The organism is Caballeronia terrestris (assembly GCF_001544515.1).
Classification (GTDB): Bacteria; Pseudomonadota; Gammaproteobacteria; order Burkholderiales; family Burkholderiaceae; genus Caballeronia; species Caballeronia terrestris.
Map to the genome: position 1 here is coordinate 257,488 of NZ_FCOL02000003.1, position 26,980 is coordinate 284,467.

Below are 26,980 nucleotides of genomic sequence, written 5' to 3' on the forward strand. Positions count from 1 at the left end.
CCTTTTTGTTCGTTTACGTTGAAATCGGGGTTAACCATACAGAAGTACGCCAAACGCCCGACGAACGTCTGACGCGAATCGCTGAAGTGTAATCGTGCGCTCTGGCGCTTGCGATCGGGGTTCGCATTGAGACGACGCGGGTGCGCAATGAAAAGCGGCGGACGCTCGTCGCGTCCGCCGCTTTTTTTCGAACGAAGGTCGTCGTCAGTCCTTGATCGGCGACCCGTACTGCATGTCGACCGATGCCCGCGAATGCTTCTGCACATGCGCGTGACGCATCGGCTTGAGCACGAAAATCGCGAGGAGCGCGGAAAGCGCCGCCATCCCCGCAGCCAGCGTGAACACCGCGTGCCAGCTTCCGGTCATCGTCGTAATGACGCTGCTGAACGGCACCAGCAACGCCGCCGTTCCCTTCGCCGTGTACAGCAGGCCCGCGTTGGTTGCAGCGAACTTCGGCCCGAAGGTGTCGCCGCACGTCGCCGGGAAGAGGCTGTAGATTTCACCCCAGGCGAAGAACACGATGCCCGTCAGCACGACGAACGCCACCGGGCTGTGCCCGTACTTCGACAGCATCATGATGCCGACCGCCTCGACCGCGAACGCGATGAACATCGTGTTCTCCCGGCCGATGCGGTCCGACACCCAGCCGAAGAACGGCCGCGTCAGCCCGTTGAGCACGCGGTCGATCGTGAGCGCAAAGGTCAGCGCGGGCAGCGTGAGACCGAGGATCGACACGGGTGAATCGTGCAGGCCGAAGTCCTTCGCGATCGGCCCGAGCTGCGCGGTCGCCATCAGGCCACCAGCCGCCATCATCACGAACATCAGGTACATGACCCAGAAGATCGGCGACGACAACACCTGCTTCGGACTCGCGTTGTAGACCGCGCGCTTGAGCGCGTTCTTGACCGGCGCGAGCAACTCGGCGGGCGGCGCGAACAGCGCCATGCCGAGGAAGAACACGATCAGGCCCTGCCCGAGACCGAACCAGAGGAAGGTCGACTCGTAGCCGCTGTTCTTGATCATGTGCGCGATCGGCACGACGGTCGCCGCCGACCCCGCTCCGAAGCCCGCCGCGGTAATGCCCGCCGCGAGCCCCCGGCGATTCGGGAACCACTTCAACGCATTGCCGACGCACGTTCCGTACACCGCGCCCGCGCCCACGCCGCCGACCGCCGCCGCGAAATAGAGCATCGGCAGGGAAGCCGCGTAGGAGTTGATGACCCACGCGATGGCGCACAGCAGCCCGCCCACGACGACCACCGGACGCGGGCCGTACTTGTCGACGAGATAGCCTTCGATCGGAACGAGCCAGGTTTCAGTCACGACGAAAATCGTGAACGCGACCTGAATGGCCGCGCGTCCCCAGTGGTACTTCTCATCGATGGGGTTCACGAATAGCGTCCAGCCGTACTGCATGTTGGCGATCATCGCCATGCAGACCACGCCGAACACGAGTTGCACCCACGGCGAAGCTAGACGCGACGCCCCTGCCTGACGTTCCGTTTCCATGCCTGTCTCCTAAGCTTGTCTGACTTTTCGTTGGGATACCTCGCGGCATCCTCCGGTGTTGCTCAATTTTCTGGAGCAATCAGATATACACAGTATGTGATATATCAAGTAAGTCAAGCGAAAGAATCGATGGGGTTTTCACTAGGAAGTCTTTCAACGTAAGCGTTTGAAAGCAGGTGCTTAATGATTTCGGCAAGGCGAAAAAAAGGCCCCCCAGCAAATGCTGGCGGGCCTGAGACATGACGCGAGACATGGCGATCCGCGACACGCACTCACGTTATAGACGAAAGGTTAATGTAATGCGAAGGTTTATGATTGTAGGTTTCCCTAGGATGATCGGCGCGTTCGTTTCGGGCATGCTTCCAAGCCCCCGCGAATCGTCTTAGAACACGTTCACCGGCACGTTGACCATCAGGCGGTACACGTCGCTCGAACTGTCCGAGTAGTACTGGCTGCCGTGGTGATGCATGTAATAAAACTTCATCGACGTGTTTTTCAACGGTCCGCTCGCAATCGTGTAACTCGGAATTACGCCGAATTCGTAATGCGTGCCGTGGACTGGCTCGCCGTTTTTCCAATAGAGGTCGTGTAGCGCACTCGACGGATTGGCATATCGGTTCGCCGATGTCGTCGCGTCGGCACCCCAACCGTAGGCGGTCCACATCGTCATTTTCAGGCCGGGCGCGCCATAATCCTTGAAGTTGATCGAATACGAGAGGCTGAGCGACTTTTCGTGCGGCGCGTTGTAATCGACGTCGAGCGAATTGGCGAGATAATCGCCGGCGGACTGGCCGACATAATCGAAGAACTGATTGCTCGCGATCTGCTGGAAGCCGATCTGCACGGTATGCGCGTTATGCTGCCCTGACAGCGCCAGGCTATATGCGTGATTATTGATCGGACCTTCCCGGCTTTGGCCGACGTCGTGTGTGTAGTAATACTGGAGCGCGCCGGTCCAGCGAATCGCCGACGGGCTGCCGATACTATGCGACGCCGTTAGATAATACTGATCCCACACGTTTTCCGCACGGCTGCCGTAAAGAGAAATCGCGGTATCGTCGCCAATCGTATAATCGCCGCCCGCATACGTGAAACGGCTGAACTTCACGCCGCCATATTCCGTCGAGAGCGACGATGTGCTCGTCATGCCCCGCGCCAGCACGGCGTCGACGCTACCCGCCTTGAGCGTGAGGCTCCTGATCTCGTCGCTGGCGAGCGAGAAGCCGCGATAAGTAGGCGGCAGCGCGCGATTATCGTGCGGTACGAGATAGGGATTATCGAAGAGCTGCTGGCCGTATTTCAGCACCGTATTCGATACACGCGCCTTCACGTCCCACACGCCCGGATACGTCCACGCAAGCTGATTTTGTCCGGTGCCGTCGGCATTCAGATGCACACGATTCCCCGCCCCGTTCCCGCCATTCAGTTTCAACGCGCTGAAAAGCGACGCATCGAAACCGACGCCGAACAGTCCGCGCGTATAGCCCGATTCGAATACCGCCTGATTCCCGATGACCCACGCATCCTTTTTCTTGAGGCCTTCCGCTTCGAAATGCTCCGAATAAGATCGGAACAGCAAGTTGAAATGCGAATCCTCGATAAATCCCTTCGATTGCGATTGCTTGCTGATCGGCGCATCGGCTTCGGTATTCGGCGGCGAACTCGGCGGCGCCTCGGTATGGCGCGAAGGCGGTTCGGTTTCGGTTTCCTCGGCATAGGCCGCGACCGTGCCGGCCATGAGGCCGCTAAAAAGCAAAATCGATAAGGCGAGTGAACGCTTCTGTTTTTTCACGGAAAGATCCCCACTTGTTCTTAAATGTTGCTGACTGCCGATTCAAATCGAAGGAATGCACTGAGCCGTGCCCGGCGGTCGGAAAGACCGGGGCATCGGATCAAAAGCGGGGGATTGAGGATTTATGGGAGGTTCTTGTTCTCTAGCTCATGGGTCTTGTTCAAAGTCGGGGAAAATGCTCAAGCGAGCAGACAGGCCGCCGCCGTGCCGTCCGAAAGTTTGCGCAGCGCAGGCACTTCCTGCGCGCAACGCGCCTCGGCAATCGGGCAGCGCGTGCGGAACACGCAGCCGGAAGGCGGATCGATCGGACTCGGGATGTCGCCGGAAAGTATCTGCACGACCTTGCGGCGTTCGACGGCCGGATCGGGCACGGGCACCGCCGAGAGCAAAGCGCGCGTGTACGGATGGCGCGGCACGTCGTACAGCGATTGTTTGCCGGCAAGCTCCATCACGCGGCCGAGGTACATCACCATCACGCGATCGGAGATGTGCTTGACCACCGCGAGATCGTGCGCGATGAAGATCAGCGCAAGTCCCATCTCCGCCTGCAGCGACTTCAGCAAATTGACGATCTGCGCCTGGATCGACACATCGAGCGCGGACACCGGTTCGTCGCACACGACGAGTTTCGGCTCGACGACGAGCGCTCGCGCAATGCAGATCCGCTGGCACTGTCCGCCGGAAAACTCGTGGGCATAGCGGTTGATCATCTGGTCGCGCAGGCCGACTTTCGCCATCATCGCGCGCACGCGCTGCATGGTTTCGTCCTTCGACATCCCCGGCCGATGCTCGCGCAACGGCTCCGCGATGATCTGCCCGACCGTCATGCGCGGATCGAGCGACGCGAGCGGGTCCTGGAAGATCATCTGGATATCGCGCCGCACGTCGTGCCATGCGCGCGTTGACGCTCCCGAGAGGTCCTCGCCCATCCACACGATCTCGCCGTGCGTCGCGGGGATCAGGTTGAGGATCGCGCGCGAAAGCGTGGATTTTCCGCAGCCCGACTCGCCGACCACGCCGAGCGTCTCGCCTGCCTTCAGGTCGAAGCTGACGCCATCGACGGCTTTCAGCGTGCGCGACGGCGCCCACGGCAGGCGGCTCTTCGCTCTGACCTTGAAATGCACCTGCACGTCGCGCACGGAGAGAATGGTTCGCTCAGACATGGCTCGGCTCCTCGTGCAACGACTTCATCCGCTCAACCGGGCGATAGCACGCGCGCAGCCACGTCGCGTCGTTACGCCACGGTTCGAGCGCAGGCGCGCGTTCGCCGCAGTGCGCATCGGCGTCGATGCAGCGCTCCTGGAACGGACAGCCCGCAGGCGGATGCGCCATGTTCGGCGGATTGCCGGGAATGCCCTGCAACGCCGCGCCGTTCTGGTCCAGACGCGGCACCGCGCGCAAGAGGCCGATCGTGTAAGGATGCGACGGCCGCGCGAACAGGTTGTCCGCGCTGCAATGCTCCATCACGCGGCCGCCGTACATCACCATGACCTTTTCGCAGAGCCCCGCGACCACGCCGAGATCGTGCGTGATCAGCACGATCGCCGTGCCGAAGTCGTGCTGCAGGTTGCGCAGCAATTGCAGGATCTGCGCCTGCACGGTGACGTCGAGCGCGGTGGTCGGTTCGTCGGCGAAGAGCACTTGCGGCTCGCAAAGCAGCGCCATCGCGATCATCACGCGCTGGCGCATGCCGCCCGACAGCTCGTGCGGATACTGATCGATACGATGCGCCGCCTCGGGAATCCGCACCGCTTCGAGCATGCCGATCGCGCGCTGTTTCGCCGCGCGCCGCGTCATGTTCTTGTGCAGTTCGAGCACTTCGGTCATCTGCCGCTCGATCGTCAAGTACGGATTGAGCGACGTCATCGGGTCCTGGAAAATCATCGACAGGCGATTGCCGCGGATGCGATTCAGCGCCTTCGCGGGCATCGTCAGCAGGTTTTCGCCCTGATACAACGCGCTGCCGTTCGCGCTGCCGTTACGCGCGAGGAGGCCGAGCATCGCGAGAACGCTCTGGCTCTTTCCCGACCCCGATTCGCCGACGATGCCGAGCGTGCTGCCCTCTTCCAGCTCGAAGTTCACGCCGTTCACGGCGCGCACGATGGCATCGGGCGTCTGGAATGCAACTTCGAGGTCGCTGACTTTAAGCAATGACATCACGCTCACCGATCCTTCGGGTCGAGCGCATCGCGCAGCCCGTCGCCGATAAAGTTGATGCAATAGAGCGTCACCGACAAGAGCGCAGCCGGGAACAGCAAAATCCACGGCGAGCTTTCCATCACGCCGACGCCGTCCTGGATCAGCACGCCCCAGCTCGTCATCGGCTCCTGCACGCCGAGACCGAGAAACGACAGCACCGATTCCGTCAGGATCACGCCGGGCACGGTCACGGTCGTATAGATCGCGACGATGCCGAGCAAATTCGGCACTACGTGCCGCACGATGATGCCACTCGTCGATACGCCGATCGCGCGCGCCGCCTCCACGTACTCCTTCGAGCGGATCGCGAGCGTCTGGCCGCGCACGACGCGCGCCATGTCCATCCACGAGAACACGGTGATCGTGAGCACGACGAGGTAGAACTCGCGGCCGAGCAGCGTCACCATCAGGATCGCGATCAGCAGGTACGGAATCGCGTACATCATGTCGACGAAGCGCATCATCGCGTTGTCCACGCGCCCGCCGACGAAGCCCGCGATCGCGCCCCACACGATGCCGAGCGTCACCGAGGTCAGCGTCGCGAGCGCGCCGATCATCAGCGAGACGCGCCCGCCGATCAGGCAGCGCACGAGCAGGTCGCGGCCGGTTTCGTCGGTGCCGAAGAGATGCCAGTTCGCGAAGGAGGGTGTGCCGCTCATCGCGTTCCAGTCGGCGGAATCGAACTGGTTCGGCAGCAGCATCGGGCCGAACATGCATGCGATCGTGATCAGCGCGAGCAGCACGGCGCTCGTGACCGCAGCCTTGTTGCGCATGAAGCGCAGACGCGCGTCCTGCCACGGGCTGCGGCCTTCGAGCGGCGCGGCGGCGGCTTTTTCGAGCAGCGGCGCGAGGGAGGTTTTCATTGCCGGCCTCATGTCAGTAGCGGATCTTCGGATCGAGCCACGCGTACGCGAGATCGACCAGCAGGTTGAGCAGCACGGCCACGACCGTGACGAGAACGACGAGTCCGAGCACGAGCGTGTAATCGCGATTGGCCGCGCCGTTGACGATCAGCTTGCCGATGCCCGGCAGCGAGAACACCGATTCGGTGACGACCGCCGCCGTGATCGACGAGATCGCGAGCGGCCCGATCACCGAGACGACGGGGATCAGCGTCGGACGTAATGCGTGCCGAAAGACGATGGTCCAGCGCGACAGCCCCTTGGCGTACGCGGTGCGGATGTAGTTCGTGTTCATCACTTCGATCAGGCTCGCGCGCGTCACGCGGCCGACGGTCGCCACGTTGATCATCACGAGCAGGAGGATCGGCAGGACCATGTAGCGGATGTCGAAGCTGTTCCAGCCGCCGGCCGGCAGCCATTTCAGCAGGATCGCGAACACGAGGATCAGCACCGGCCCGATCACGAACGACGGAAACGCGCTGCCCGCATTGCTCACGAGCATCAGCAGATAGTCGGCGGCGCTGTTGCGATAGAGCGCCGCGAGAATCCCGAGCGCGACGCCGATCACGATCGACAGCAGCATCGACACGCCGCCGATCGTGAGCGACACCGGCAGCGCGCGCAGTACGAGCTCGTTGACGCTCCAGTCGGCGTAACGGAACGACGCGCCGAGGTCGCCGTGCAGCAGGCTGTCGAGATAGAGCAGGTACTGCTTCCAGAGCGGCTCGCCGAGATGGTATTTCGCCTGCAGGTTGGCGAGCACTTCCGCCGACACCTTGCGCTCGCCGTCGAAGGGACCGCCGGGCGTGGCGTGCAGCAGCAGATAGCAGGCCGTGATGACAAGCAACAGCGTGGGCAGCGTCAGCAGCACGCGCCTCAATGTGTACGACCACATGGGTATGTCTCCTCGCGGACAGCGCCGCGATCCGCCGTCAGTGCTTGACGATGTAGAGGTCCTTGCTGCGATAGCGATCCATCGGATTCTTCAGCGAGTATCCTCCGACGTAGCTCTTCACGAGCCGCACGAGCGTGTATTGCAAAAGCGGCAGCATCGGATAATCGTCCATTGCGAGCTTCGCGGCCTGCGTCTGCAATTGCGTGCGCTTCGCCTGGTCGGTCGTCTCGTTGGCCTCCTTGATCAGCGCATCGGCCTTCGGGTTGCAGCTGAAGTTGTCGTTCTGCTCCGAATTGCACTGCACGAGCGTGAGGAACGTGGTGGCGTCGTTGTAGTCCGCGACCCAGCCGTTGCGCGCGATCTGATAGTCGCCGGAGTGGCGCTTCTTCAGGAGCACCTTGAACTCCATCGCTTCGATTTCTGTATCGAGGCCGAGCTTCGTCTTCCATTCCGATGCCGCGAAAATCGCCATCTTCTTGTGATATTCGCTGGTGTTCATCGCGAAGCGGATCTTCGTGCCGGGCTTGACGCCTGCGTCCGCGAGCAGCTTCTTCGCTTCCTCGACGCGCTTCGCCATCGGCCACGCGGACCACTCGTAGTTCGTCACGTCGGCGCCCTTGACGCCCTGCGGAATCACGCCATACGCGGCGAGCTGGCCGTCAGCGGTGACGCGCTGCGCGAGCAAGTCGCGATCGATCACCATCGAAAGCGCCTTGCGCACGCGCACGTCCTTCAACAGCGGATCGCGGTTATTGAACGAGTAGTAGCGCAGGCCGAGCATCGGCGCGTTCTTGATGTCGGCGGGGAACTGCGCCTTGTACTTCGCGTACGTGCCCGAGGGCAACTGATACACCCAGTCGTTCTCGCCCGACTGGAAGAGCTTCACGTCGCTGTTTTCATCCTCGACGGGGAGGTACGTCACCTGGCTCAATTGCACGCGCGATGCGTCCCAATAGTTCGGATTCTTCGTCAGCACGAGCTTGCTGTTGACCTGCCACTCCTTCAACTGATACGCGCCGTTGCTCACCAGCTTGCCGGGCTTGGTCCAGTCCTTCCCGTTCTTCTCGACGGCCGCGCGGTTCACGGGCCCGAGCGTCGTATTCGACATCAGTTCGGGCAGGAACAGCACCGGATACGGCGTCTTTACTTCGAGCGTATTCGCGTCGATGGCGCGCACGCCGAGCGCCGTCACCGGCTTCTTGCCCGCGATGATGTCGGTGCCGTTGAGCAGGAACTTGCCGAACGTCCCCGCCGACGGCGACGCCATTTTCGGATCGACGAGCCGCTGGCAGCCGTACACGAAATCGTTTGCGCTGACGGCCTCGCCATTGGACCATTTGGCGTTCTTGCGCAGATGGAAGATCCAGGTGGTCGGGTCCTTCTGCTCCCACTTCTCCGCGACGCCGGGCTGCACGTTGCCGTCCGCGTCGGTCGTAGTGGCGCCTTCGAACAGGTCCTCCGATACATTGTTCGCCGGCACCGTTTCGACGAGATTCGGGTCGAGCGTCTCGACTTCGGCGGCATTGTTGCGCACGAGTTCCTGCTTCGCGGCGAGTTGCACGCCGGACGGCACGTTGGCTGCCTGAGCGTTAAAAGCAAACGCGCCGGATACGGCGGCTAGCGCGGCGGCGATAGCGCGACTGCGCGGAACGAAACGATATGCCAAGGGGACAGACAAGAACGTCACGGGGAAGTCTCCTGCTAAGTCTTATGTTGTTACACGCAGGCTGCGATGCTCGCAGCCCGATTCTTATTCGGCGATGCGTTTAGCCTTCGTTAGCTAAACCGGATCGCGATCAATCTTAGTGAGCCTAACGTTTTGCTTTCGAAAAATGAGACCGCTTTATCGCACGAGAAGTCGCGTTCTTTGCGCTTCGCTTACGGCAACAATTCAGGCTGGCGGCGAGTATTTAACAACAATAAGGCGGAATCCACTCACATGTGCTTATAGGTAATACGTTTTATGCATACCCTGGCGCTGCTTTGGCGAAACCTTTGTTTTATCGGCGGGACGGGCCGGTCCATCAAGGCAGTAAGGGGTTGTTTCCTATACCATCCGTGTCCTTGTTGTCATGCATGAGTAATCCAGTACGATGATCCGTTTTCGCCAGATCGAAGCATTTCGAAGCTTGATAATGACCGGCACCAGCGTCGGTGCCGCGCGCAAGATGCATGTCACGCAGCCCGCGATCAGCCGCCTGATCGCGGATTTAGAGGCCGATCTCGGTTTTAGCCTGTTCAGTAGAATCGGCGGCCGTCTGAACCCCACCACTGCGGGTCTGCGCTTCTACAAGTCGGTGGAGGAAAATTTTCTCGGGCTCGAACGCCTCAAGCAGGTCGCCGACATGATCCGCGACGAAGCCTCCGAAGGCCTCACCGTCGCGTGCATGCCGGTGCTCGCCACCACCCTCTTGCCGCCGATCCTCGCGGACTTCGTCGAGCGCCATCCGGGCGTGCCGATCCGCGTCGATTCGGTGAAAGTGCCCGAGGTGCTCGTGAGCCTGCAGAACCACAAGGCCGATGTCGCGATCAGCCAGGCGTTTCCGGCGGTCGCGGGCATCGAAGTGCAGACGCTGCTCAAGACGCGCGCGCTCTGTGCGATGCCGGCCGGTCACAAGCTCGCCAAAAAGAAGGTCGTGCGCGCGCAGGATTTGCGCGGCGAGAAGATCATCGGCTGGCTGCCGAATTCGCGGCAGGCCTACGAGGCGGAACAGTCGACGATTTCCGCGACCGAGGAACGTCCCAACTACACCGTCCTCACCGACACCGCGCACACGCGTTACGCGATGGTCGCGGGCGGGCTCGGCGTGTCGATCGTCGAGCCGTTCGCGGCGAAGGTATGGCGCGCGCATGGCGTAGTCGTCAGGCCGTTCGAGACCGCGATCGAATACGAATATGCGCTCTCGTATCCGAGCAGCGGCATCCGCTCGGATCTGGTCGCGTCGTTCAGGGAATCGGTGCTGCGTATCGTCGAGCACTACTCGTTCGACGAGTAAGCACCTCAGCTTTCTTCGCCGTCGAAGAGCTTCTCGGCGCGCACGCGCATCTCGTCCGGCGACACGTCTTCGATATGCGTCGCGAGCCACCAGAGGTGACCGAACGGATCGCGCAGCTTGCCGCCGCGATCGCCGTAGAACTGATCCGCGACCGGGCGCAGCATCGTGGCGCCCTCGTCGACGGCGCGTTGCGCGACGGCATCGACATCTTCCACGTACAGATGCAGCGTGACGGGCGATCCGCCGAGCGAGAGCGGGCCGTGCACGTCCATCTCGGGGAACTCGTCGGAGAGATAGATCACGGTGCCGCCGATCTCCAGCTCTGCGTGGCCTACGCGGCCGCCGGGTGCGTCGAGGCGGAAAAGCTCGGTGGCGCCGAACACCGTCTTGTAGAACTCGATCGCGGCGACACCGCCCGCGACGGTGAGATAAGGCGTCACGCCGTGACGGTCTTTGGGGATGCGGTCGACTTTTGCGTTCATTCGTTCCTCCTTTACGTCTCCGTTCTAAAGAATAGCCCTTTTGCACGCGCGGCATTCGCCCGCACATAAATCGAACCACCGCTCGCTCCCCCGCTCAAACACCCGTAGACGCTTCGCTCGCCCGCTTTCCGCGCGGCGAGCCTTTCCTAGTCAGCAGGCAACCCAGGAGCACACATGCACGACCTGAAAGGCAAATCCGTCCTTATCACCGGCGCGAGCACCGGCATCGGTGCCGCGGCCGCGCGCGCGTTCGGCAGCTACGGCGCGAACGTCGCGATTCACTACAACGCATCGAAGGAAGCGGCCGAAGCCGTCGCGCAGGAAGTGCGCGCGCTCGGCGTGAACGCGATCACCGTCGGCGCCGACGTCCGCGACACGAAAGCCATTGACGCCGCCGTCGCCCAGGTCGCCGCCGAATTCGGCAAGCTCGACGTCCTCATCAACAACGCGGGAAGCCTCGTCAAGCGCGAGCCGCTCGAAAGCGTCACCGACGAACTCTTCGACGAAGTCCTGCACATCAACGCGCGCTCGGTCGTCGCGTTCACGCGCGCGGCGCTCTCCGCGCTGCGCCAGAACGGCGGCGGCTCGATCATCAACGTGACGTCGGTCGCGGCAAGGAACGGCGGCGGCCCGGGCGCGCTGCTCTACGCGGCATCGAAGGGGTTCGTCAGCACGATCACGAAGGGAATGGCGAAGGAACTGATGCCCGACAAGATCCGCGTCAACGGGGTCGCGCCCGGCGTGATCCAGACGCCCTTCCAGGACCGCTTTACGTCGCCCGAGCAGCTCGACGCGTTCCGCAAGACCATTCCGATGGGCTTCATCGGCGAGCCGGACGACTGCAGCGGCGCGTTCCTTTACCTCGCCTCCGAGACGATGTCGCGCTACGTCACGGGCCAGATCATCGACGTGAACGGCGGTCAGTTGATGCCGTAGGCGCCTGACGGCGCTTTCTTAAAAAAGCGCTCGCGTGGTATAAGCCCATCTTTACCGATAGCCACGGAGCGATCTGGAAATGTCGTTGAAATTCGAACAACGCGTGCGCTCGCGCATGCTCGGCGCGTTCGCGGCCGCCGCGCTTTTTGTATCGACGGGCTTCGTCGAATCGACGCCCGCTTACGCGAAAACCGATGCCCAGCCGGCGGTCCTGACAGCATCGGCGGTCGCGGTCGCCGACAAGTACGCCGCCGATACCGCCGAGCAGATCTTCAAACAGGGCGGCAACGCGGTCGACGCCGCCGTCGCCATCGCGTTCACGCTCGCCGTGACGTATCCGGAGGCGGGCAACATCGGCGGCGGTGGGTTCATGACGCTCTACGTCGACCATCGGCCGTACTTCCTCGACTATCGCGAGCGCGCGCCGCTTACCGCGACCAAGAACATGTACCTCGACGACAAGGGCGAGGTCATCAAGGGCATGAGCCTCTACGGCCATCGCGCGGTGGGCGTGCCCGGCACGGTCGCGGGCATGTGGGAGGCGCAGAAGCGCTTCGGCAAGCTGAAGTGGAAGCAGGTGCTCGCGCCGTCGATCAAATACGCGCAGGACGGCTTCGAAGTCGACGACCAGTTGCAGGAACGGCGCGACGCGGCATCGAAGGAATTCGCCGGCAAGACCAATTTCGACCTGTACTTCGGCGGCATGAAGCAGGGCGCGGTGTTCAAGCAGCCCGACCTCGCGGCGACGCTGCAGCGTATCGCCGACGGCGGCGCGAAAGGCTTCTACGAAGGCCAGACGGCGCAACTAATCGCGGAATCGATGCGCGGCCACGGCCTGATCACCGAGCGCGACCTGAAGGAATACAAGGCCGTGTGGCGCCAGCCGATCCTCGCGAGCTGGAACGGCTACCGGATCATCACCGCGCCGCCGCCGAGTTCGGGCGGCATCGGTCTCGTGCAGTTGCTGAAGATGAAGGCCGATCTCAAGGATAAATTCGACAACGTCCCGCTGGATTCGGCGCAGTACATTCACCTCGTCGCGGAAATCGAGAAGCGCGTGTTCGCCGATCGCGCGCAGTATCTCGGCGACCCGGATTTCTACAAGGTGCCCGTCGCGCAGCTCACCAACGACGACTACATCCTGAAGCGCGCGCAGGAAGTGAATCCGGATACGCCGTCGGACACGAAGAGCGTGCTGCCGGGCCTCGGCACGTCGATGCCGGAGAAGGCGGAGACGACGCACTATTCCGTGGTCGACAAATGGGGCAACGCCGTCTCGAACACGTACACGATCAACGGGTATTTCGGCTCGGGCGTCGTCGCGGAAGGCACGGGCATCGTGCTGAACGACGAAATGGACGACTTTTCGTCGAAACCGGGCGTCGCGAACATGTTCGGCGTGGTCGGCAGCGATGCGAACGCGATCGCCCCTCGCAAGCGCCCGCTTTCGTCGATGACGCCGACCATCCTCACGAAGGACGACAAGGTCGCGATGGTGATCGGCACGCCCGGCGGCTCGCGCATTTTCACGTCGATATTCCAGGTCATCTCAAACGTCTACGACTTCCGGATGCCGCTGCCCGAAGCCGTCGGCGCGACGCGGTTCCATCACCAACTGTTGCCGCCGAACACCATCTTCCAGGAGCCGTACCACAAGCTCGACCCGGAAGTCGTGAAGGCGCTGGAAGACAAGGGCTACAAATTCACGATGCAGGACTTCAATGGAGACATCCAGGCGATCCGCATCGACGACACCACGCCCGAGCCGATGGCCGATCCGCGCGGACGCGGCGTGGCGCGCGTGATTCGGTGATTTCGGCCACGTAAACCCCAAGCTGATTGAAAGGCCAGGCCCTCGCGCCTGGCCTTTTTGTATAAGGGTTTGCCTGAAGTCGACCGCGCGCTCGCCCCGGTGCGCAAGACTATAAGCATGCCGGCATGAACGGCATGTTTTTTATGAGATTGGATGATGCTTTGCGTTCCCCTAGTCTCTGTCCTGACCGAGTCCAGCCCGCGGCTGTCTCGGACACACCCAAAACTACACAGACGAGACGACCCTGACGACGGCACCGCGCGCTCCGATGCGCCCGGCACCAGCCGTTTCAGCAAGCTGATAAAGGAGAGCAGTCCATGATGGAATCCCCCGCCCAGCCGCTTGGCGACATCAACATCACCGAGATCAACGAGATCGAACGAGAGGACGGCCACGTGGCCTCGCGAGGCGGCGGCTTCATCGACCGGTATTTCGGCATTTCCGCCCGCGGCAGCACGCAACGGCGCGAAGTGGTCGCCGGCGTGACGACGTTCCTCGCGATGGTCTATTCCGTGTTCGTCGTGCCGGGCATGCTCGGCAAGGCGGGTTTCGACACGAGCGCCGTATTCGTCGCCGTGTGTCTCACGACCGCGTTCGGCTCGCTTTTGATGGGCATCTGGGCGCGCCTGCCGATCGCGATCGGCTGCGCGATTTCGCTCACTGCGTTCACCGCGTTCGGGCTCGTGCTCGGCAAGGGGCTGTCGCCGGCGGTGGCGCTCGGCGCCGTGTTCCTGATGGGCGTCGTGTTCACGGCGATCTCCGTCACCGGCGTGCGCTCGTGGATTTTGCGCAACTTGCCGACGGGCGTCGCGCACGGCACGGGCATCGGCATCGGATTGTTCCTGCTGCTGATCGCGTCGAACGACGTCGGGCTGATCGTGAAGAATCCCGCGCCCGGCATGCCGGTGTCGCTCGGGCACATCAGCGCGTTTCCGGTGATGATGTCGATCCTCGGCCTCGCCGCGATTTTCGGGCTGGAGCGCCGTCGCGTGCCGGGCGGGATTCTGCTGGTGGTGGTCGGACTGTCGGCGATCGGCCTCGCGTTCGATCCGGCCGTGCGTTTTCACGGGATTTTCGCGCTGCCGTCGCTTTCCGCGCCGGGCCACGCTTCGCTGATCGGCGCGATGGACATCAAGGGCGCGCTCTCGATGGCGGTCCTGCCGAGCGTCCTCGCCCTCGTGATGACGGCCGTTTTCGACGCCACCGGCACGATCCGCGCGGTCGCCGGCCAGGCGGGCCAGATCGACAAGAACGGGCGCATCGTGAACGGCGGCCGCGCCCTGACGGCCGACTCGGTCAGTTCGATCTTCTCCGCGTGCTTCGGCGGCGCGCCGGCGGCGGCTTACATCGAATCGACGGTCGGCGTGGCGGCGGGCGCGAAGACGGGGCTGGCGGCGGCGGTGGTCGGCGCGCTCTTCCTCGCGGTGATGTTCCTCTCGCCGCTCGCCGGGCTCGTGCCTTCCTACGCGACGGCACCCGCGCTGATGTACGTCGGCTTGCTGATGCTCGGCAACGTGAGCAAGCTGCACATGGAGGACACCGTCGATGCGATGTCGGGCCTCGTTTGCGCGGTGTTCATCGTGCTGTCGGCGAATATCGTGACGGGCATCATGCTTGGCTTCTGCACGCTCGTGATCGGGCGGATCGTGGCGGGCGAATATCGCAAGCTGAACGTCGGGACGGTCGTGATCGCGCTGGTGCTGGCGGTGTTCTATCTCGGCGGCTGGGCGATTTAGATTCGCGCTTGCCGCGCTTCAGATGGCAAAACGCCCCGGAAACTAACGTTTCCGGGGCGTTTTTTCTTCTTCTTGCTGCGGTCGAGGCGGCCGCATGCGATCAGTCGCGGCGATAGGCTTCGACGAGGATCTCGCAGTTCTGGACGTGCAGGTCCAGCGCGCGATTCCATTCGCGACGCGTAACAGCCATCGCATTGCGCAGCCAGGAACCGAGGGAAACGAGCAAGGAGGTTTGAGCAGTCGTCTTCATGGCAGTTATCCGGGTAAGTAACTAAGGGAATACCCTAGATACTACTCTTTTTATGCTGCAGTGCAACCTATCTTAAAAAAACAACAGGTTCGGTCGGCGATTCGGCGAGTCGGGATTTACCCGCGGCGGCCGGGTAAGCGCATCGTATCGGCAGCTTGCATTGTTATAATTCTTTCATCTTCCGACCGGAATCTAACACTGCCAGCGGCGCGCTTCGCCGACTCGCAGGCCCTTGCCGATGACCAAAGCCGAACGCCTGCGCGCCCTTGCCAGCGCCCTCGACAATCAGAGCGTGATGCGTCTGCGCGACGCCGCAACGCTGCTCGGCGTATCGGAAATGACGGTCCGGCGCGACATCGCCGCGAGCCCGGGGCGGTTTACGTACCTCGGCGGTTATATCGTGAGCGCCGCTGACGTGCCCAACGCGGCCGGCTACACCATCGACGAGGAAAAGGACCACTTCGCGCAAGCGAAGGCGGAGGCATCTGCGGCGGCTGCGAAGCTGCTGGTCGATAGCGAAACCGTATTCATCGACTGCGGGACGACGCTCACCACCCTCGCCCGCCAGATTCCCGCCGAAATGCATCTGACGGTCGTCTGCTATTCGTTGAACGTGGCGGAAATCCTGCGGCGCCGGCCGAACGTGCGGATGATCCTGCTCGGCGGCGTGTACGTGCCGTCGTCGGATTCGTTCGCGAGCGACGAAAGCGTCGAGACGCTGCGGCGCATGGGGATCAACAAGGCGTTTTTATCGGCGGGCGGCGTCGACGAGGCGCGCGGCGTGACGTGCTGGAATTTTCACGAGGTCGCGATCAAGCAGGCGGCGATGGCGAGCGCGGTGGAACGGCATCTCGTCGTCGATGCCAGCAAGTTCGGGAAGGTCAAGGCCGTGCGCTTCTCGCAGCTCGATGAGTTCGATTCGGTGATTACGGAGAAAGGGCAGGCGCGGAGGGGGCAGTAATAGGCCCGGTCCCTCGCAATCCGCGACGCGTGCGCCTGAACCACAACGATTCACGCCGGACGCGCTCCATGAAAAACGGCCACCGATTCGCATCGACGGCCGTTGTCATTTCATAAAGCGCTTAACCTCGCCGCCCCAGCGCAAACAACGTCCCGGCGACCAGAATAAACGCCCCGATAATCACCTTCTGCCACGTACTCGGCACGCCGACGAGAATCAGCACGCTATTGATGAGCGTCACGAGCACGACCCCGAGCAGCGTCCCCACCACGGTCCCCGTTCCGCCCGTAATCCGCGCTCCGCCGAGAATCACCGCCGCGATCACATCGAGTTCCGTGCCGACGAGATCGAATGGATTCGCGAGCCGGTTCGTCGATACGTGCAGGATTCCCGCGACGCCCGCGAGCATCCCCGTATAGCCGAACACGAACAGATGGATCGCGCGCAGGTTGTAGCCGAGCCGCTCGGCGATCGGCAGACTGCCGCCCATCGCGTACACGCCGCGCCCCATCATCGTGCGGTTGAGCAGCCACCACGTCACCACCGCCGCGATCACGAGCGCGATCACCGACACTGGCAGCACGGCGCGCAAGCCATCGGACGTGTGATAGAAAAAGAGCGGCAGACGCCCGAACGTATCCATGCTGTGCGGGATGTTCATGAAGAACTGCGTGCCGACGAACGTCAGCAGCAAGCCGCGATACAGATACTGCGTGCCGATCGTCACGATCAGCGACGGCGCCTTCAGCCGATGCACGAGAATGCCGTTGACGATCCCGAGCAGCACGCCGCCGAGCGCGCCGGTCAGCAGGATCAGCACGAACGGCGCATCCGGCCACCATGCGAACACGGCCTTGGTGATCGAATACATGGTGAACGCGGCGATCGCGGTGAACGACACGTCGATCCCGCCGGAGGCCAGCACGACCAGCGTGCCGAGCGCGAAAAGCGAGACGGTGGTGGCGGAATGCAGCAGGTCGAACACCGTCGCGAACTGGAAGAAGCGCGGATTCAGCGTGCCGACCACGATGCATGTCACCACGATCAGCGCGGCCGTGAACCACTCGGGGTTGCGCGTCAGCCGCGCGGACCAGCTCAGTTGCCGCACGCGCGGCGGGATGTCCTGCGTGGACTGCGGCATCGTCTCGGGCGAGACGCGACGGATAGACTCGCTCATGCTGCCTCGGAAAGTAGAGCGTGATAAAGATCGGCTTCGGCCATGCCTTCGGCGCGATACTCGTTCGCGACGCGGCCTTTCTTCATCATCAGGATTCGGTCGCAGTTCTGCAGCAGTTCAGGCAGGTCGTCGCTGATCAAAATGATGCCGATCCCCGCGCCCGACAGCCGCTGCATGATGCGGTAAATGATGTCCTTCGATCCCACGTCGACGCCCACCGTCGGTCCGTGCAGGATCAGCACGCGCGGATCGATCGCCAGCCAGCGGCCGATCAAAACGCGCTGCTGGTTGCCGCCGGAAAGCGATTGCACGGGCTTGTCGACATCGGGTGTCGCGATCTGCAGATCCTTTACGGTGCGTTCCGCGAGTTCCTGTGCGCGCTTGCGGTCGATCTGGCCGAAGCGGTCGCGCAGGCTCGAAATCATCGCGGTGATGACGTTGTCGCGGATCGGCTTGTCGAGGAAAAGGCCCTCGTTCAGCCGGTCCTCCGGCACGTAGCCGATGCGTTGCAGCTTGGCGTCGGCGGGCGTGCGCAGGCGCACGATCGAACCGTCGAGCGTGACCGTGCCATGATCCGCAGGTGCGACGCCCGCGAGCGCGCGCGCAAGTTCGTTGCGGCCGGAATCGAGCAGGCCGGTCACGCCGAGAATCTCGCCGCGATGCAGCGCAAACGAGACATCGGCGAACTGGCCCTTGCGTCCGAGCGATTTCACATCGAGCACGACTTCGCGCGACTCGGCGGCGCCATCGGCGCGATAGCGTTCGGTCGAAAGATGCTTGCCCGTCATCAGTTCGCTGATCTGCGCCTTCGTATAGTTTTCGATCGGACCTTGCGCCATCTTCTGGCCGTCGCGCAGCACGATCACTTCGCCGCCGATCGCATAACATTCGTCGAGCTTGTGGCTCACGAACAGCACCGCAACGCCGTCCGCGCGCAGCTTCGCGAGCACCGCGATCAGATTGTCCACTTCCTTTTGCGTGAGCGAAGTGGTCGGCTCGTCCATGATCACGAACTTCGCTTCGCTCGCAATCGCACGCGCGATCGCCACGAGTTGACGCGTCGCGAGCGGCAGTTGTTCGATGAGCGTCGCCTGGAAATCCGCGTCGCCCGGCAGGCCGACGGCTTCGAGCGCGAGCGCCGCGGTCGCGGCCATCGCGCGTCGATCGAACGTGCGCGCGAGACGTCCCGCGTGCGTGGCGAGTTCCGCCGTCAACGCGACGTTCTCCGCGACACTCATGTTCGGCAGAAGCGAAAGGTCCTGATACACCGTTTCGATACCCGCCGAGAGCGCTTCCAATGGCGAGAGACGCGCGTGCCTTGCGCCTTCGATCACGAGTTCGCCTTCATCCGGCGGCTGTGCGCCCGAGATGATCTTGATGAGCGTGCTCTTGCCGCAGCCGTTCTCGCCGAGCAGGTGATAGATCTGCCCGCGCTTGAACGCGAGGCTCACGCCACGCAGCGCGTACACGCCGGTAAAGCGCTTGTGAATATCGACGACTTCGAGAAGCGGTGCTGAATTCATCATGTCCTTCGTTCAAAGCGGGGCGCTCCACCTTTGCGCAGGCGAAGCGCCCCGCATGCGTATCAGAACGGATACTGCTTGTAGTTCGTCTTGTCGACGTCGACCCAGCCGGTGCCGCGCACGATCACGCCCTTGCCCGGACCCTTGCTGACCGTCACCTTCGTGTAGCCCGGCACGCCGAGGTCGGAGCCATCGGCGACCGTCTTGCCATCGACGAGCATCTTCGCGACCTTGTTCATCGCGAGGCCGGCGAGCTTCGGGTCCCAGAACGCGATGCCGTTGATTGCGCCGCTTTCGAGGAACTTGCCCGCTTCGGTCGGAAGGCCCGTGCCGTACACGCAGATCTTGCCGACCTTGCCCGCCTCTTCCACCGCGCGCCCGATGCCGATCACGTCCAGCGACGACGAGCCCTGGAAGCCCGTCAGGTCAGGGTGCTTGCGCAGCACTTCCTTCGCGACCTGATACGCGCGCTCGCCGTCGTTGTTGGTTTCGAGCTTCGGCTCGACGAGATCCATCTTCGGGTACTTCTGCTTGGCGTTGCCGATGCCGCCGTCCGCCCATTGCACCTGCGAGCGGCTGCCGAGCGAGCCGACCAGCACCGCCCACTTGCCTTGCGAGCCCATGCACTTCGCGAGACGTTCGTTCAGGCCCGCGCCGTACGCGGTGTTGTCGAAGGCTTCGAGATCGACCATCGTGTTCTTCGCGTTGTCGGCTTCGTGAGTGACGACCTTGATGCCGCGATCCATCGCTTTCTTGAGCGCCGGTTCGAGCGTCGGCGGGTCGTAGGGCACGACCGCGATCGCCGTGACCTTCTTCGCGATCAGGTCCTCGATGATCTTCAGTTGCTGCGCGGCGTCGGCGCGTCCGGGGCCCGTTTGATAGACGGTCACGCCCGGCGTTTCCTTGCCGAATTCCTTCACGCCGTCGTCCATGCGATTGAACCAGTTGATGCCCGTCACCTTCACCACCGTGACGATCGTCTCATTGGTCGCGGCTTCTGCGCCGGCGATCGCGCCAGCGGCGAGCGCCACCGCTGTGAGCGCGGTTCCGAGTCGGGTCAGTTTCATGCAATGTCTCCTTTATCTTCGCTTATGGTTCGAATGTGCTGCACGAGAAGGTTTGAAAACTAACGTCCGGTCGATGCGGGCGGCGGCGCCTTGGGCGTAGGCGCCGCTCCGCCGATGCCGAAAATCGCGCGCACGCGCTCTCCGCCCGCGAAGGCGAGCGAGGCGAGTAGCAGAAAGCCCCACGCGCAGTCGCCGAAAAACTGCGAGACGCCGAGCAGGTTGAAGAGGCTCGACAGGAATTGCAGCACGGTCGCGGCGAGAAACACGCAGACGATGCGCCCGTAGCCGCCCGCCGGATTCACGCCGCCCATCACCGCAATGAGGATCGCGATCAGCAGATACGAATTGCCGTAGTCCCACTTCGCGCTCGACGTATGCGTCGCGCTGATGAGCCCAGCGAGTGACGCGAGCACGCCGCACAGGCCGTAGGTCACGATCAGCATCCGCGCGCGCGGGATACCCGCATAGAACGCGGCCTTCGGATTCGTGCCCATCAGATAGAGACGCAGCCCGAACGGCGTGCGCTTGAGAATCCAACCCAGCACGAGGACGGCGGCGATGAAGATCCACAGCGAGATCGGCACTTGCAGGAACGTGCCGTTGCCGATATTCGACAGCGGATCGACGTATTCGACGCGCACCGACGCGCCATTGCTCAGCACCACCGCGATGCCGGTAAAGAGCAGTTGCGTGCCGAGCGTGCAGAGGATCGGCGTGAGCCTGAGTTTCGCGATCACGACACCGTTCAGCAAGCCGCCGAGCAATCCGACCACGACGACCACGCCGCTGAACACCGCTGTATAGAGCGCGGGCGAATCGTCAGCGACGACGAGTTTCGGCAGCACCATCGCCGCGACCATCCCCGAGAGATTCGCGAGCCCGACGCCCGACAGATCGATACCGCCGTTGCCCGACACCATTGAAAGCATGATGCCGAGCGCGAGCAGGCCGAGTTCGGGCAACTGTCCGCCCATCGACTGAAGGTTGTCGATATCGAGGAACTGGCCGCCCGAGAGCCACGTCGCGACGATCACGACCAGCAGGTTCACGCCGACGAGAAAGTTGAGCTGGCGGTCGGCGAACCACTTCGACGCTTTCATCGGTCAGGCTCCGTTGGACACCGCGGCACGGCGCTCGCCGAGCACCGCGTTGATTTCATCGAGCGTGGGCATCGAGGGGGCCGTGCCCGCGCGCGTCACCGAGAGGCTCGCGAGCGCACAGCCGAAGCGCACTGCATCGCGTGGCGACTCGCCGCGTGCGAGTGCGGCAGCGAAGCCGCCGGTAAAGCCGTCGCCGGCGCCTGCCGTTTCCACGACGCGTCCGCAATCGAACGCCGGCACGAGCACCGATTCCTCCGCCGAATGCAGGAGCGCGCCCGCTTCGCCCAGCGTCACGATCACGGCGCGCGCGCCCTTCGCGAGGAGCGCGTCGGCGGCGCGGCGCGCATCGTCGGCCGATGTGATCGCGATGCCGGTCAGCGCCGTCGCCTCGGTCTCGTTCGGCGTGATGTAGTCGCAGAGCGGATAGATGTCGTCGGGCAGCGGCAGCGCGGGCGCAGGATTGAAGACCGTCGTCGCGCCGTGCTTGCGCGCGAGTTCGAGGCCACGCTTGGCCGCCGGAATCGGCTGTTCGAGCTGCGTGACGAAGACGGCAGCATCGGCGATATCGGCTTCGATCGCATCGACATCCGCCGGACACAGCGTGCCCGCCGCGCCCGCCGCGACGATGATCGCGTTGCCGCCGGTGCGCTCGTCGACGTAGATGTGTGCCGCCCCGGTCGATACGCCTTCGAGGACCGTCGCGCGCGACGTGATGCCTTCGGCGCGCCACGTCGATTGCGCGATTTCACCGAATGCGTCCGCGCCGATGCGCGTGCAGAAGATCACGTCCGCACCCGCGCGCGCCGCAGCGACTGCCTGATTGGAACCCTTGCCGCCCGGTCCCATGGCGAAGGCGGAGCCGGGAATCGTCTCGCCGATCAGCGGCATGCGCTCGGCGCGAAACGCGAGATCGGTCACGTAGATGCCGAGAATCACTACCGTGCCGCGCTTCACTTCGCAATCTCCGGTGCATCGGGAGCGAGTTCGACGCCCTTCTTGAAGATGAAGCAACCATAGCCGCGCGCTTCGCCGGTCGCGATCACGCAGTAGGCTTTTTTCGCGCGTTCGTAGAAGGCGAAACGCTCGACTGAAGCAAACGGCGTCTCGCGCCCTTCGGCATCGTCGACTTCGCGTTGCGCTTCGCGCTGCACCGCGGGCAACGCGCTCGCATCTCCGACGACTTCCATGCGCTCGGCCGGATGATCGACGAACGAATCGAGCGGCAGCACGGACAGCACCGCGCGGATCGCGCGCGGCGCGTTCGCTCCGTCGATGCGCAAGAGCTTGCCGAGCACGGTTTGCCGCGCGACCGAGTCGGCGGGGAAATTCGCGTCGCAGATCACGACTTCGTCGCCGTGTCCCATCGCGCACAATGCGTGCAGGATGTCGGCGTTCAGGAGCGGATCGATGTTCTTCAGCACAGTGTCTCCTCCATGCGTGGGCGCGCTTCGTCGTGAAGTCTTCGCCCTTTGATGATTCGGAATTCAGTCGCCGTACGGCACCCAGATGTTCTTCACCTGCACGGCCTGCCGCAGGAACGGCAAGCCTTCGCTCGATGCATCGTGCCAGTCGAACACGCGGCCATGATCGACGAACGTACGCTTCAGATTGCCCACGGACTCACGCTCGACCATCGTCGATAGCGCCGCGCTTTTGAAGCACCACACGGCATCGACGTCGTCATGTTGCGCGAGTGTTTGAGCGAGTGCGCGCGAATCGCCCGTCACGATGTTCAACGCGCCGCCCGGCACATCCGATGTCTCGACGACCTGATAGAAGTCTGTCGCCATCAGCGGACACGCTTCGCTCGGCACCGCGACCACGCGATTGCCCATCGCGAGCGCAGGAGCCACGAGCGACACGAAGCCGAGCAGCGGCGCCTCATCCGGACACACGACGCCGATCACGCCGAGCGGTTCGTTCATCGCGAGCGCGACGCCTTGCAACGGCGGCGAATGCACGGCGCCGTCGAACTTGTCGGCCCACGCGCCGTAGGTGAACAGGCGCGTGATCGATGCTTCGACTTCGCGTGCCGCATCGCGTTCGCTCAAGCCTGCGCGCGAAGCGAGTTGCCGCGTGAACTCCTCGGCGCGCGCCGACAGGTTCTCGGCGAGGTAATAGAGTACTTGCGCGCGGTTATGCGTGCTCGCATGCGACCATTTCTGCGCGCCGCGCGCCGCCGACACCGCATTGCGAATGTCCTTGCGATTGCCCTCGCCCACTTCGCCGACGATACTGCCCGAAGGCGCATGCACGAGCCGCGTATAGCCGCTATCGGGGCGCGCCTGCTTGCCGCCGATGAAGAGCTTCGCGGTCCGGTCGAGCGCGCTGACGTTCACGTGCGCTTCGCCTTGCGTTTCGCTTGAGCGTGCGGCCTTCTCGCCGCGAACCGGAAGCTTAGTCCACGCACGCGGCTTCAGATACTCGTAAATCCCCTCGCGCCCGCCTTCGCGTCCGAAGCCCGACTCGTGATAGCCGCCAAAGCCGACGGCTGCATCGAAGAGATTGGTCGAGTTGATCCAGACGACGCCGCATTGCAGGCGCGGCGCCACATCCAGCGCGCGGCTGATGTTTTCGCTCCACACGCTCGCGGCAAGCCCGTAGCGCGAGTTGTTCGCGAGCGCGACGGCTTCGTCGGGCGTGCGAAAGCTCATCGTCACGAGCACCGGGCCGAAGATTTCCTCTTGCGCGAGCATCGAGGCGGGCGCGACGTTCGTTACGAGCGTCGGCGGGAAGAACGCGCCACCCTCGGGCAAACGCAGCTTCAACGGCTGATGGATCACGCAGCCTTCGCTCTCGCCCTTCGCGACAAGCAAGCGAATGCGTTCGAGCTGCACCTCGTCGACGATAGCACCCATGTCGATGCCCTTGTCGAGCGACGGCCCGACGCGCAGCGTCTCCATGCGGCGCAGGAGCTTCTCGACGAAGCGCGCCTCGACCCCTTCCTGCACGAGCAAGCGCGAACCCGCGCAGCACACCTGGCCCTGGTTGAACCAGATCGCATCGACGACGCCTTCGACGGCGCTGTCGAGATCGGCGTCATCGAAGACGATGAACGGCGACTTGCCGCCGAGTTCGAGCGTGAGCGACTTGCCCGAGCCCGCTGTCGCGACGCGAATCTGACGGCCGACTTCCGTCGAACCCGTGAACGCGATCTTCGCCACTTGGCGGTGCTCGACGAGCGCCGCGCCCGTGCGCCCATCGCCGGTCACGACGTTGAGCACGCCCGCCGGCAGCCCCGCGCGATGCGCGAGTTCAGCGAAAAGCAACGCGGTAAGCGGCGTGAATTCGGCTGGCTTCAGCACGACGCAGTTACCCAGCGCCAGTGCGGGCGCGATCTTCCACGCAAGCATCAGCAGCGGAAAATTCCACGGCACGATCTGGCCGATCACGCCCAGTGGAGCCCAGTCCGCGAACTCGCGATCCTGCAGTTGCGCCCAGCCCGCGTGATGCAGAAAGTGCCTGGAAACAAGGGGAATATCGATGTCACGCGTCTCGCGGATCGGCTTGCCGTTATCGAGCGATTCGAGCACCGCGAAGAGCCGCGCGTGCCGCTGGACCATGCGCGCGAGCGCATACAGATGCCGCGCGCGGCCCACGCCACCGAGCGCCTGCCACGCGGCGAGCGCGCCGTGCGCGGCATCGACGGCGGCGGCGACATCGGCGTCGCTGCCTTGCGCGATCGATGCGAGCACGCGGCCCGTCGCCGGTTCGCGCGATTCGAAGCGCTCAGCTTCATCGCCCGCTGCGGGCGCGCGGAAGGCACCGCCGATGAAATGGCCGAAGCGGCTTGCATGCTGATCGAGCCATACGCGCGCGGCGCGATCGTCTTCCGGTGCGGGTCCGTATTCCATCGAAGAAAAGTATTCGGCTACGCTCATGGGGCTTTCAGTTTGGATGACTGCGCGCGGATCACGCGACGGGATGACGGTTGAACGACGAGTAACGGCCGCTCACGTGATGTTCGAGTTGCCGCTCGATATCGGCGAGCAGGCTCGATGCGCCGATGCGGAACAGGTCGCCTTCGAGCCATTCGCGCCCGAGTTCTTCCTTCATCAGGATCTGGTATTCAAGCACCGACTTCGCCGTCGATACGCCGCCCGCCGGCTTGAAGCCGATCGCGACGCCCGTGCGTTCCAGGTACTCGCGGATCATGCGCACCATGACGAGCGAGACGTCGAGCGTCGCGTTGACGCCTTCCTTGCCCGTCGAGGTCTTGATGAAATCGGCACCGGCCATCATGCAGACCATCGACGCCTTCGCGACGTTCGACAGCGTGCGGATGTCGCCGGTCGCGAGGATCGCCTTGACGTGCGCGTCGCCGCAAGCCGCGCGGAAGTCGCGCATCTCGTCGTAGAGTGCCTGCCAGTTGCCGGTCAGAACGTGTTCGCGCGTCACGACGATGTCGATTTCGGCGGCGCCATCCGCGACCGATGCCTCGATCTCGCGCAGCTTCAGCGGATGCGGGATGAGCCCGGCGGGAAAGCCCGTCGATACCGCCGCGACCGGAATGCCGCTGCCGTCGAGCGCGGCGACGGCGGCTTTCACGAAGCGGTGATAGACGCACACGGCGCCCGTCTTGATCGACCCGGGCGGCATGCCGAGGGAGTCGAGCAGGTCGTCGCGGATCGGGCGGCGGGCTTTGGCGCAGAGGCGTTCGACGCGAGCGGTCGTATCGTCGCCGTTGAGCGTCGTGAGGTCGATGCAGGTGACGGCCTTGAGCAGCCACGCAGCCTGCGCGTCTTTCTTGACGGCGCGGCGCGTACCGAGCGTCGAGGCGCGCCGGCCGACCGCCGACTGGTTCACGCGCAAGCCGTCGAGCCACGCGAGGTCGAACGGGACGCCGGAATTGCGCGCGATGACCTGCGCCGGCGAGCGGCCCGGCCAGGCTAGAACGGATTTCGAAGCAGCATCGAGCATGAGATCGTTCGCGAGTTGTGCGATGCACAACACCTTTTTGATAGATTGATCTCAGTTTATAACACTCTTGTTACGATCGTAACATAGGGAAAGTGCGGAGGCCCGATGCCGAAGGGCGACCTTGATGCAACGGTGTCCCTTCCGTCGAGGAATTCGATGTGACGCTTCGTCAGGGGATCGAGATCGTGCGGGGGCGTTTGCGGTGGGGTCGCTGGGGTCTTGCGGGAAGAAATCGAGGCGCAAAACGAAATTGTCTCCGCAATGCGGAGACAATTTAAAAGCCATTCTTATTTTGAGGACGATCGGCGAGGTCGTCCTCCGGTGAAGCGGTCAGTTCTTGCGCACGCGCTTTAGAACGTCTCCCAGTCTCCACCCGCCGTCGCTGCGAGCTTCGGCGCGGCGGCAGGCGCGCGCACAGCCGCTTTCGGCGCGCTCTTTTGAACAGGCTTTGCGACGGTCGTAACACGCGCTTTGGCCTTCGGCGTCGCAATCGCGCTGAATCCTGCCGTCGCCTCGTCGTTCAACCTGAAAGTCTCGACTGCCGTCCGCAACGCGCCCGCCTGATCTTCGAGCGATTGCGCCGCAGCCGCCGCTTCCTCGACGAGCGCCGCGTTTTGCTGCGTCACTTCGTCCATTTGCGTGACAGCGCGCGCTACCTGGTCGATCCCGCTGCTCTGCTCTTCCGATGCCGCCGCGATCTCGCCCATGATGTCGGTCACGCG

The 26,980-nt window shown here is 63.4% G+C and carries 22 protein-coding genes and 1 pseudogene; 5 read left to right on the top strand and 18 right to left on the bottom strand.

Features of this window, described 5'->3' with window-relative positions:
* Positions 1 to 204: 204 nt before the first annotated feature.
* From oxlT to AWB67_RS04510, 7 genes are all read right to left on the bottom strand, one after another.
* Positions 205 to 1,509, bottom strand: coding sequence for an oxalate/formate MFS antiporter (gene oxlT, locus AWB67_RS04480; protein ID WP_087655018.1), 1,305 nt, complete (start codon positions 1,507 to 1,509; stop codon positions 205 to 207).
* A 382-nt stretch (positions 1,510 to 1,891) separates the two neighbouring features.
* On the bottom strand, positions 1,892 to 3,301 hold the full coding sequence (locus tag AWB67_RS04485; RefSeq protein ID WP_087655019.1) for an OprD family outer membrane porin: 1,410 nt from the start codon (positions 3,299 to 3,301) through the stop codon (positions 1,892 to 1,894).
* Between the two features lie 179 nt (positions 3,302 to 3,480).
* Positions 3,481 to 4,464, bottom strand: a complete 984-nt coding sequence (gene oppF, locus AWB67_RS04490) for a murein tripeptide/oligopeptide ABC transporter ATP binding protein OppF (protein ID WP_087655020.1) — start codon at positions 4,462 to 4,464, stop codon at positions 3,481 to 3,483.
* Complete coding sequence (locus AWB67_RS04495; RefSeq protein WP_327365289.1) at positions 4,457 to 5,461, bottom strand: oligopeptide/dipeptide ABC transporter ATP-binding protein; 1,005 nt, start codon at positions 5,459 to 5,461, stop codon at positions 4,457 to 4,459. Before AWB67_RS04495 ends, oppF begins: the two co-directional genes overlap by 8 nt.
* Positions 5,462 to 5,463: 2 nt before the next feature.
* Positions 5,464 to 6,363, bottom strand: coding sequence for an ABC transporter permease subunit (locus AWB67_RS04500; RefSeq protein ID WP_200822167.1), 900 nt, complete (start codon positions 6,361 to 6,363; stop codon positions 5,464 to 5,466).
* Positions 6,364 to 6,376: 13 nt separating this feature from the next.
* Entirely contained in the window at positions 6,377 to 7,297 is a 921-nt protein-coding gene (locus AWB67_RS04505; protein WP_087655022.1) for an ABC transporter permease subunit, read from the bottom strand.
* 37 nt (positions 7,298 to 7,334) lie between these two features.
* Complete coding sequence (locus tag AWB67_RS04510) at positions 7,335 to 8,984, bottom strand: peptide ABC transporter substrate-binding protein (RefSeq protein ID WP_087655023.1); 1,650 nt, start codon at positions 8,982 to 8,984, stop codon at positions 7,335 to 7,337.
* Positions 8,985 to 9,390: 406 nt separating this feature from the next.
* Between AWB67_RS04510 and AWB67_RS04515 the strand changes: the two genes are divergently transcribed.
* Entirely contained in the window at positions 9,391 to 10,293 is a 903-nt protein-coding gene (locus AWB67_RS04515; protein ID WP_087655024.1) for a LysR substrate-binding domain-containing protein, read from the top strand.
* 5 nt (positions 10,294 to 10,298) lie between these two features.
* On the opposite strand, the gene AWB67_RS04520 is transcribed toward AWB67_RS04515, so the two are convergent.
* Positions 10,299 to 10,775, bottom strand: a complete 477-nt coding sequence (locus AWB67_RS04520) for a VOC family protein (RefSeq protein ID WP_087655025.1) — start codon at positions 10,773 to 10,775, stop codon at positions 10,299 to 10,301.
* Between the two features lie 174 nt (positions 10,776 to 10,949).
* On the opposite strand from AWB67_RS04520, the gene AWB67_RS04525 reads away from it, so the two are divergent.
* The 3 genes from AWB67_RS04525 (at position 10,950) to AWB67_RS04535 (ending at position 15,260) form a co-directional block, all read left to right on the top strand.
* Positions 10,950 to 11,711: an SDR family NAD(P)-dependent oxidoreductase gene (locus tag AWB67_RS04525; RefSeq protein WP_087655026.1), complete on the top strand. Its 762-nt coding sequence runs from the start codon at positions 10,950 to 10,952 to the stop codon at positions 11,709 to 11,711.
* 115 nt (positions 11,712 to 11,826) lie between these two features.
* On the top strand, positions 11,827 to 13,524 hold the full coding sequence (ggt, locus tag AWB67_RS04530) for a gamma-glutamyltransferase (RefSeq protein WP_235025037.1): 1,698 nt from the start codon (positions 11,827 to 11,829) through the stop codon (positions 13,522 to 13,524).
* 317 nt (positions 13,525 to 13,841) lie between these two features.
* Positions 13,842 to 15,260: an NCS2 family permease gene (locus AWB67_RS04535; RefSeq protein ID WP_125477545.1), complete on the top strand. Its 1,419-nt coding sequence runs from the start codon at positions 13,842 to 13,844 to the stop codon at positions 15,258 to 15,260.
* Between the two features lie 100 nt (positions 15,261 to 15,360).
* Here AWB67_RS04535 and AWB67_RS40725 read toward each other — a convergent pair whose 3' ends face one another.
* Positions 15,361 to 15,510 (bottom strand): hypothetical protein, encoded by a 150-nt coding sequence (locus tag AWB67_RS40725; protein WP_159907676.1) that lies wholly within the window; start codon positions 15,508 to 15,510, stop codon positions 15,361 to 15,363.
* 238 nt (positions 15,511 to 15,748) lie between these two features.
* Between AWB67_RS40725 and AWB67_RS04540 the strand changes: the two genes are divergently transcribed.
* Complete coding sequence (locus AWB67_RS04540) at positions 15,749 to 16,471, top strand: DeoR/GlpR family DNA-binding transcription regulator (RefSeq protein WP_087655028.1); 723 nt, start codon at positions 15,749 to 15,751, stop codon at positions 16,469 to 16,471.
* 121 nt (positions 16,472 to 16,592) lie between these two features.
* On the opposite strand, the gene AWB67_RS04545 is transcribed toward AWB67_RS04540, so the two are convergent.
* The 9 genes and pseudogenes from AWB67_RS04545 to AWB67_RS04585 form a co-directional block, all read right to left on the bottom strand.
* The gene (locus tag AWB67_RS04545; RefSeq protein ID WP_087655068.1) at positions 16,593 to 17,612 is read right to left on the bottom strand and encodes an ABC transporter permease; all 1,020 of its coding nucleotides are present in this window, start codon (positions 17,610 to 17,612) and stop codon (positions 16,593 to 16,595) included.
* Between the two features lie 32 nt (positions 17,613 to 17,644).
* On the bottom strand, positions 17,645 to 19,174 hold the full coding sequence (locus tag AWB67_RS04550; RefSeq protein WP_087655029.1) for a sugar ABC transporter ATP-binding protein: 1,530 nt from the start codon (positions 19,172 to 19,174) through the stop codon (positions 17,645 to 17,647).
* Between the two features lie 59 nt (positions 19,175 to 19,233).
* The gene (locus tag AWB67_RS04555) at positions 19,234 to 20,238 is read right to left on the bottom strand and encodes an autoinducer 2 ABC transporter substrate-binding protein (protein ID WP_087655030.1); all 1,005 of its coding nucleotides are present in this window, start codon (positions 20,236 to 20,238) and stop codon (positions 19,234 to 19,236) included.
* Between the two features lie 59 nt (positions 20,239 to 20,297).
* Positions 20,298 to 21,338 (bottom strand): ABC transporter permease, encoded by a 1,041-nt coding sequence (locus AWB67_RS04560; RefSeq protein WP_087655031.1) that lies wholly within the window; start codon positions 21,336 to 21,338, stop codon positions 20,298 to 20,300.
* Between the two features lie 3 nt (positions 21,339 to 21,341).
* Positions 21,342 to 22,292, bottom strand: coding sequence for a ribokinase (gene rbsK / locus AWB67_RS04565; protein ID WP_087655032.1), 951 nt, complete (start codon positions 22,290 to 22,292; stop codon positions 21,342 to 21,344).
* Entirely contained in the window at positions 22,289 to 22,759 is a 471-nt protein-coding gene (locus AWB67_RS04570) for an RbsD/FucU family protein (RefSeq protein ID WP_087655033.1), read from the bottom strand. The genes rbsK and AWB67_RS04570 overlap by 4 nt, the downstream gene beginning before the upstream one ends.
* Before the next feature lie 63 nt (positions 22,760 to 22,822).
* Positions 22,823 to 25,219: an aldehyde dehydrogenase family protein gene (locus tag AWB67_RS04575; RefSeq protein ID WP_087655034.1), complete on the bottom strand. Its 2,397-nt coding sequence runs from the start codon at positions 25,217 to 25,219 to the stop codon at positions 22,823 to 22,825.
* A gap of 31 nt (positions 25,220 to 25,250) precedes the next feature.
* Complete coding sequence (gene deoC, locus AWB67_RS04580) at positions 25,251 to 26,258, bottom strand: deoxyribose-phosphate aldolase (protein ID WP_125477547.1); 1,008 nt, start codon at positions 26,256 to 26,258, stop codon at positions 25,251 to 25,253.
* A 350-nt stretch (positions 26,259 to 26,608) separates the two neighbouring features.
* Positions 26,609 to 26,980, bottom strand: a pseudogene (locus tag AWB67_RS04585) (methyl-accepting chemotaxis protein); the annotation flags it as partial.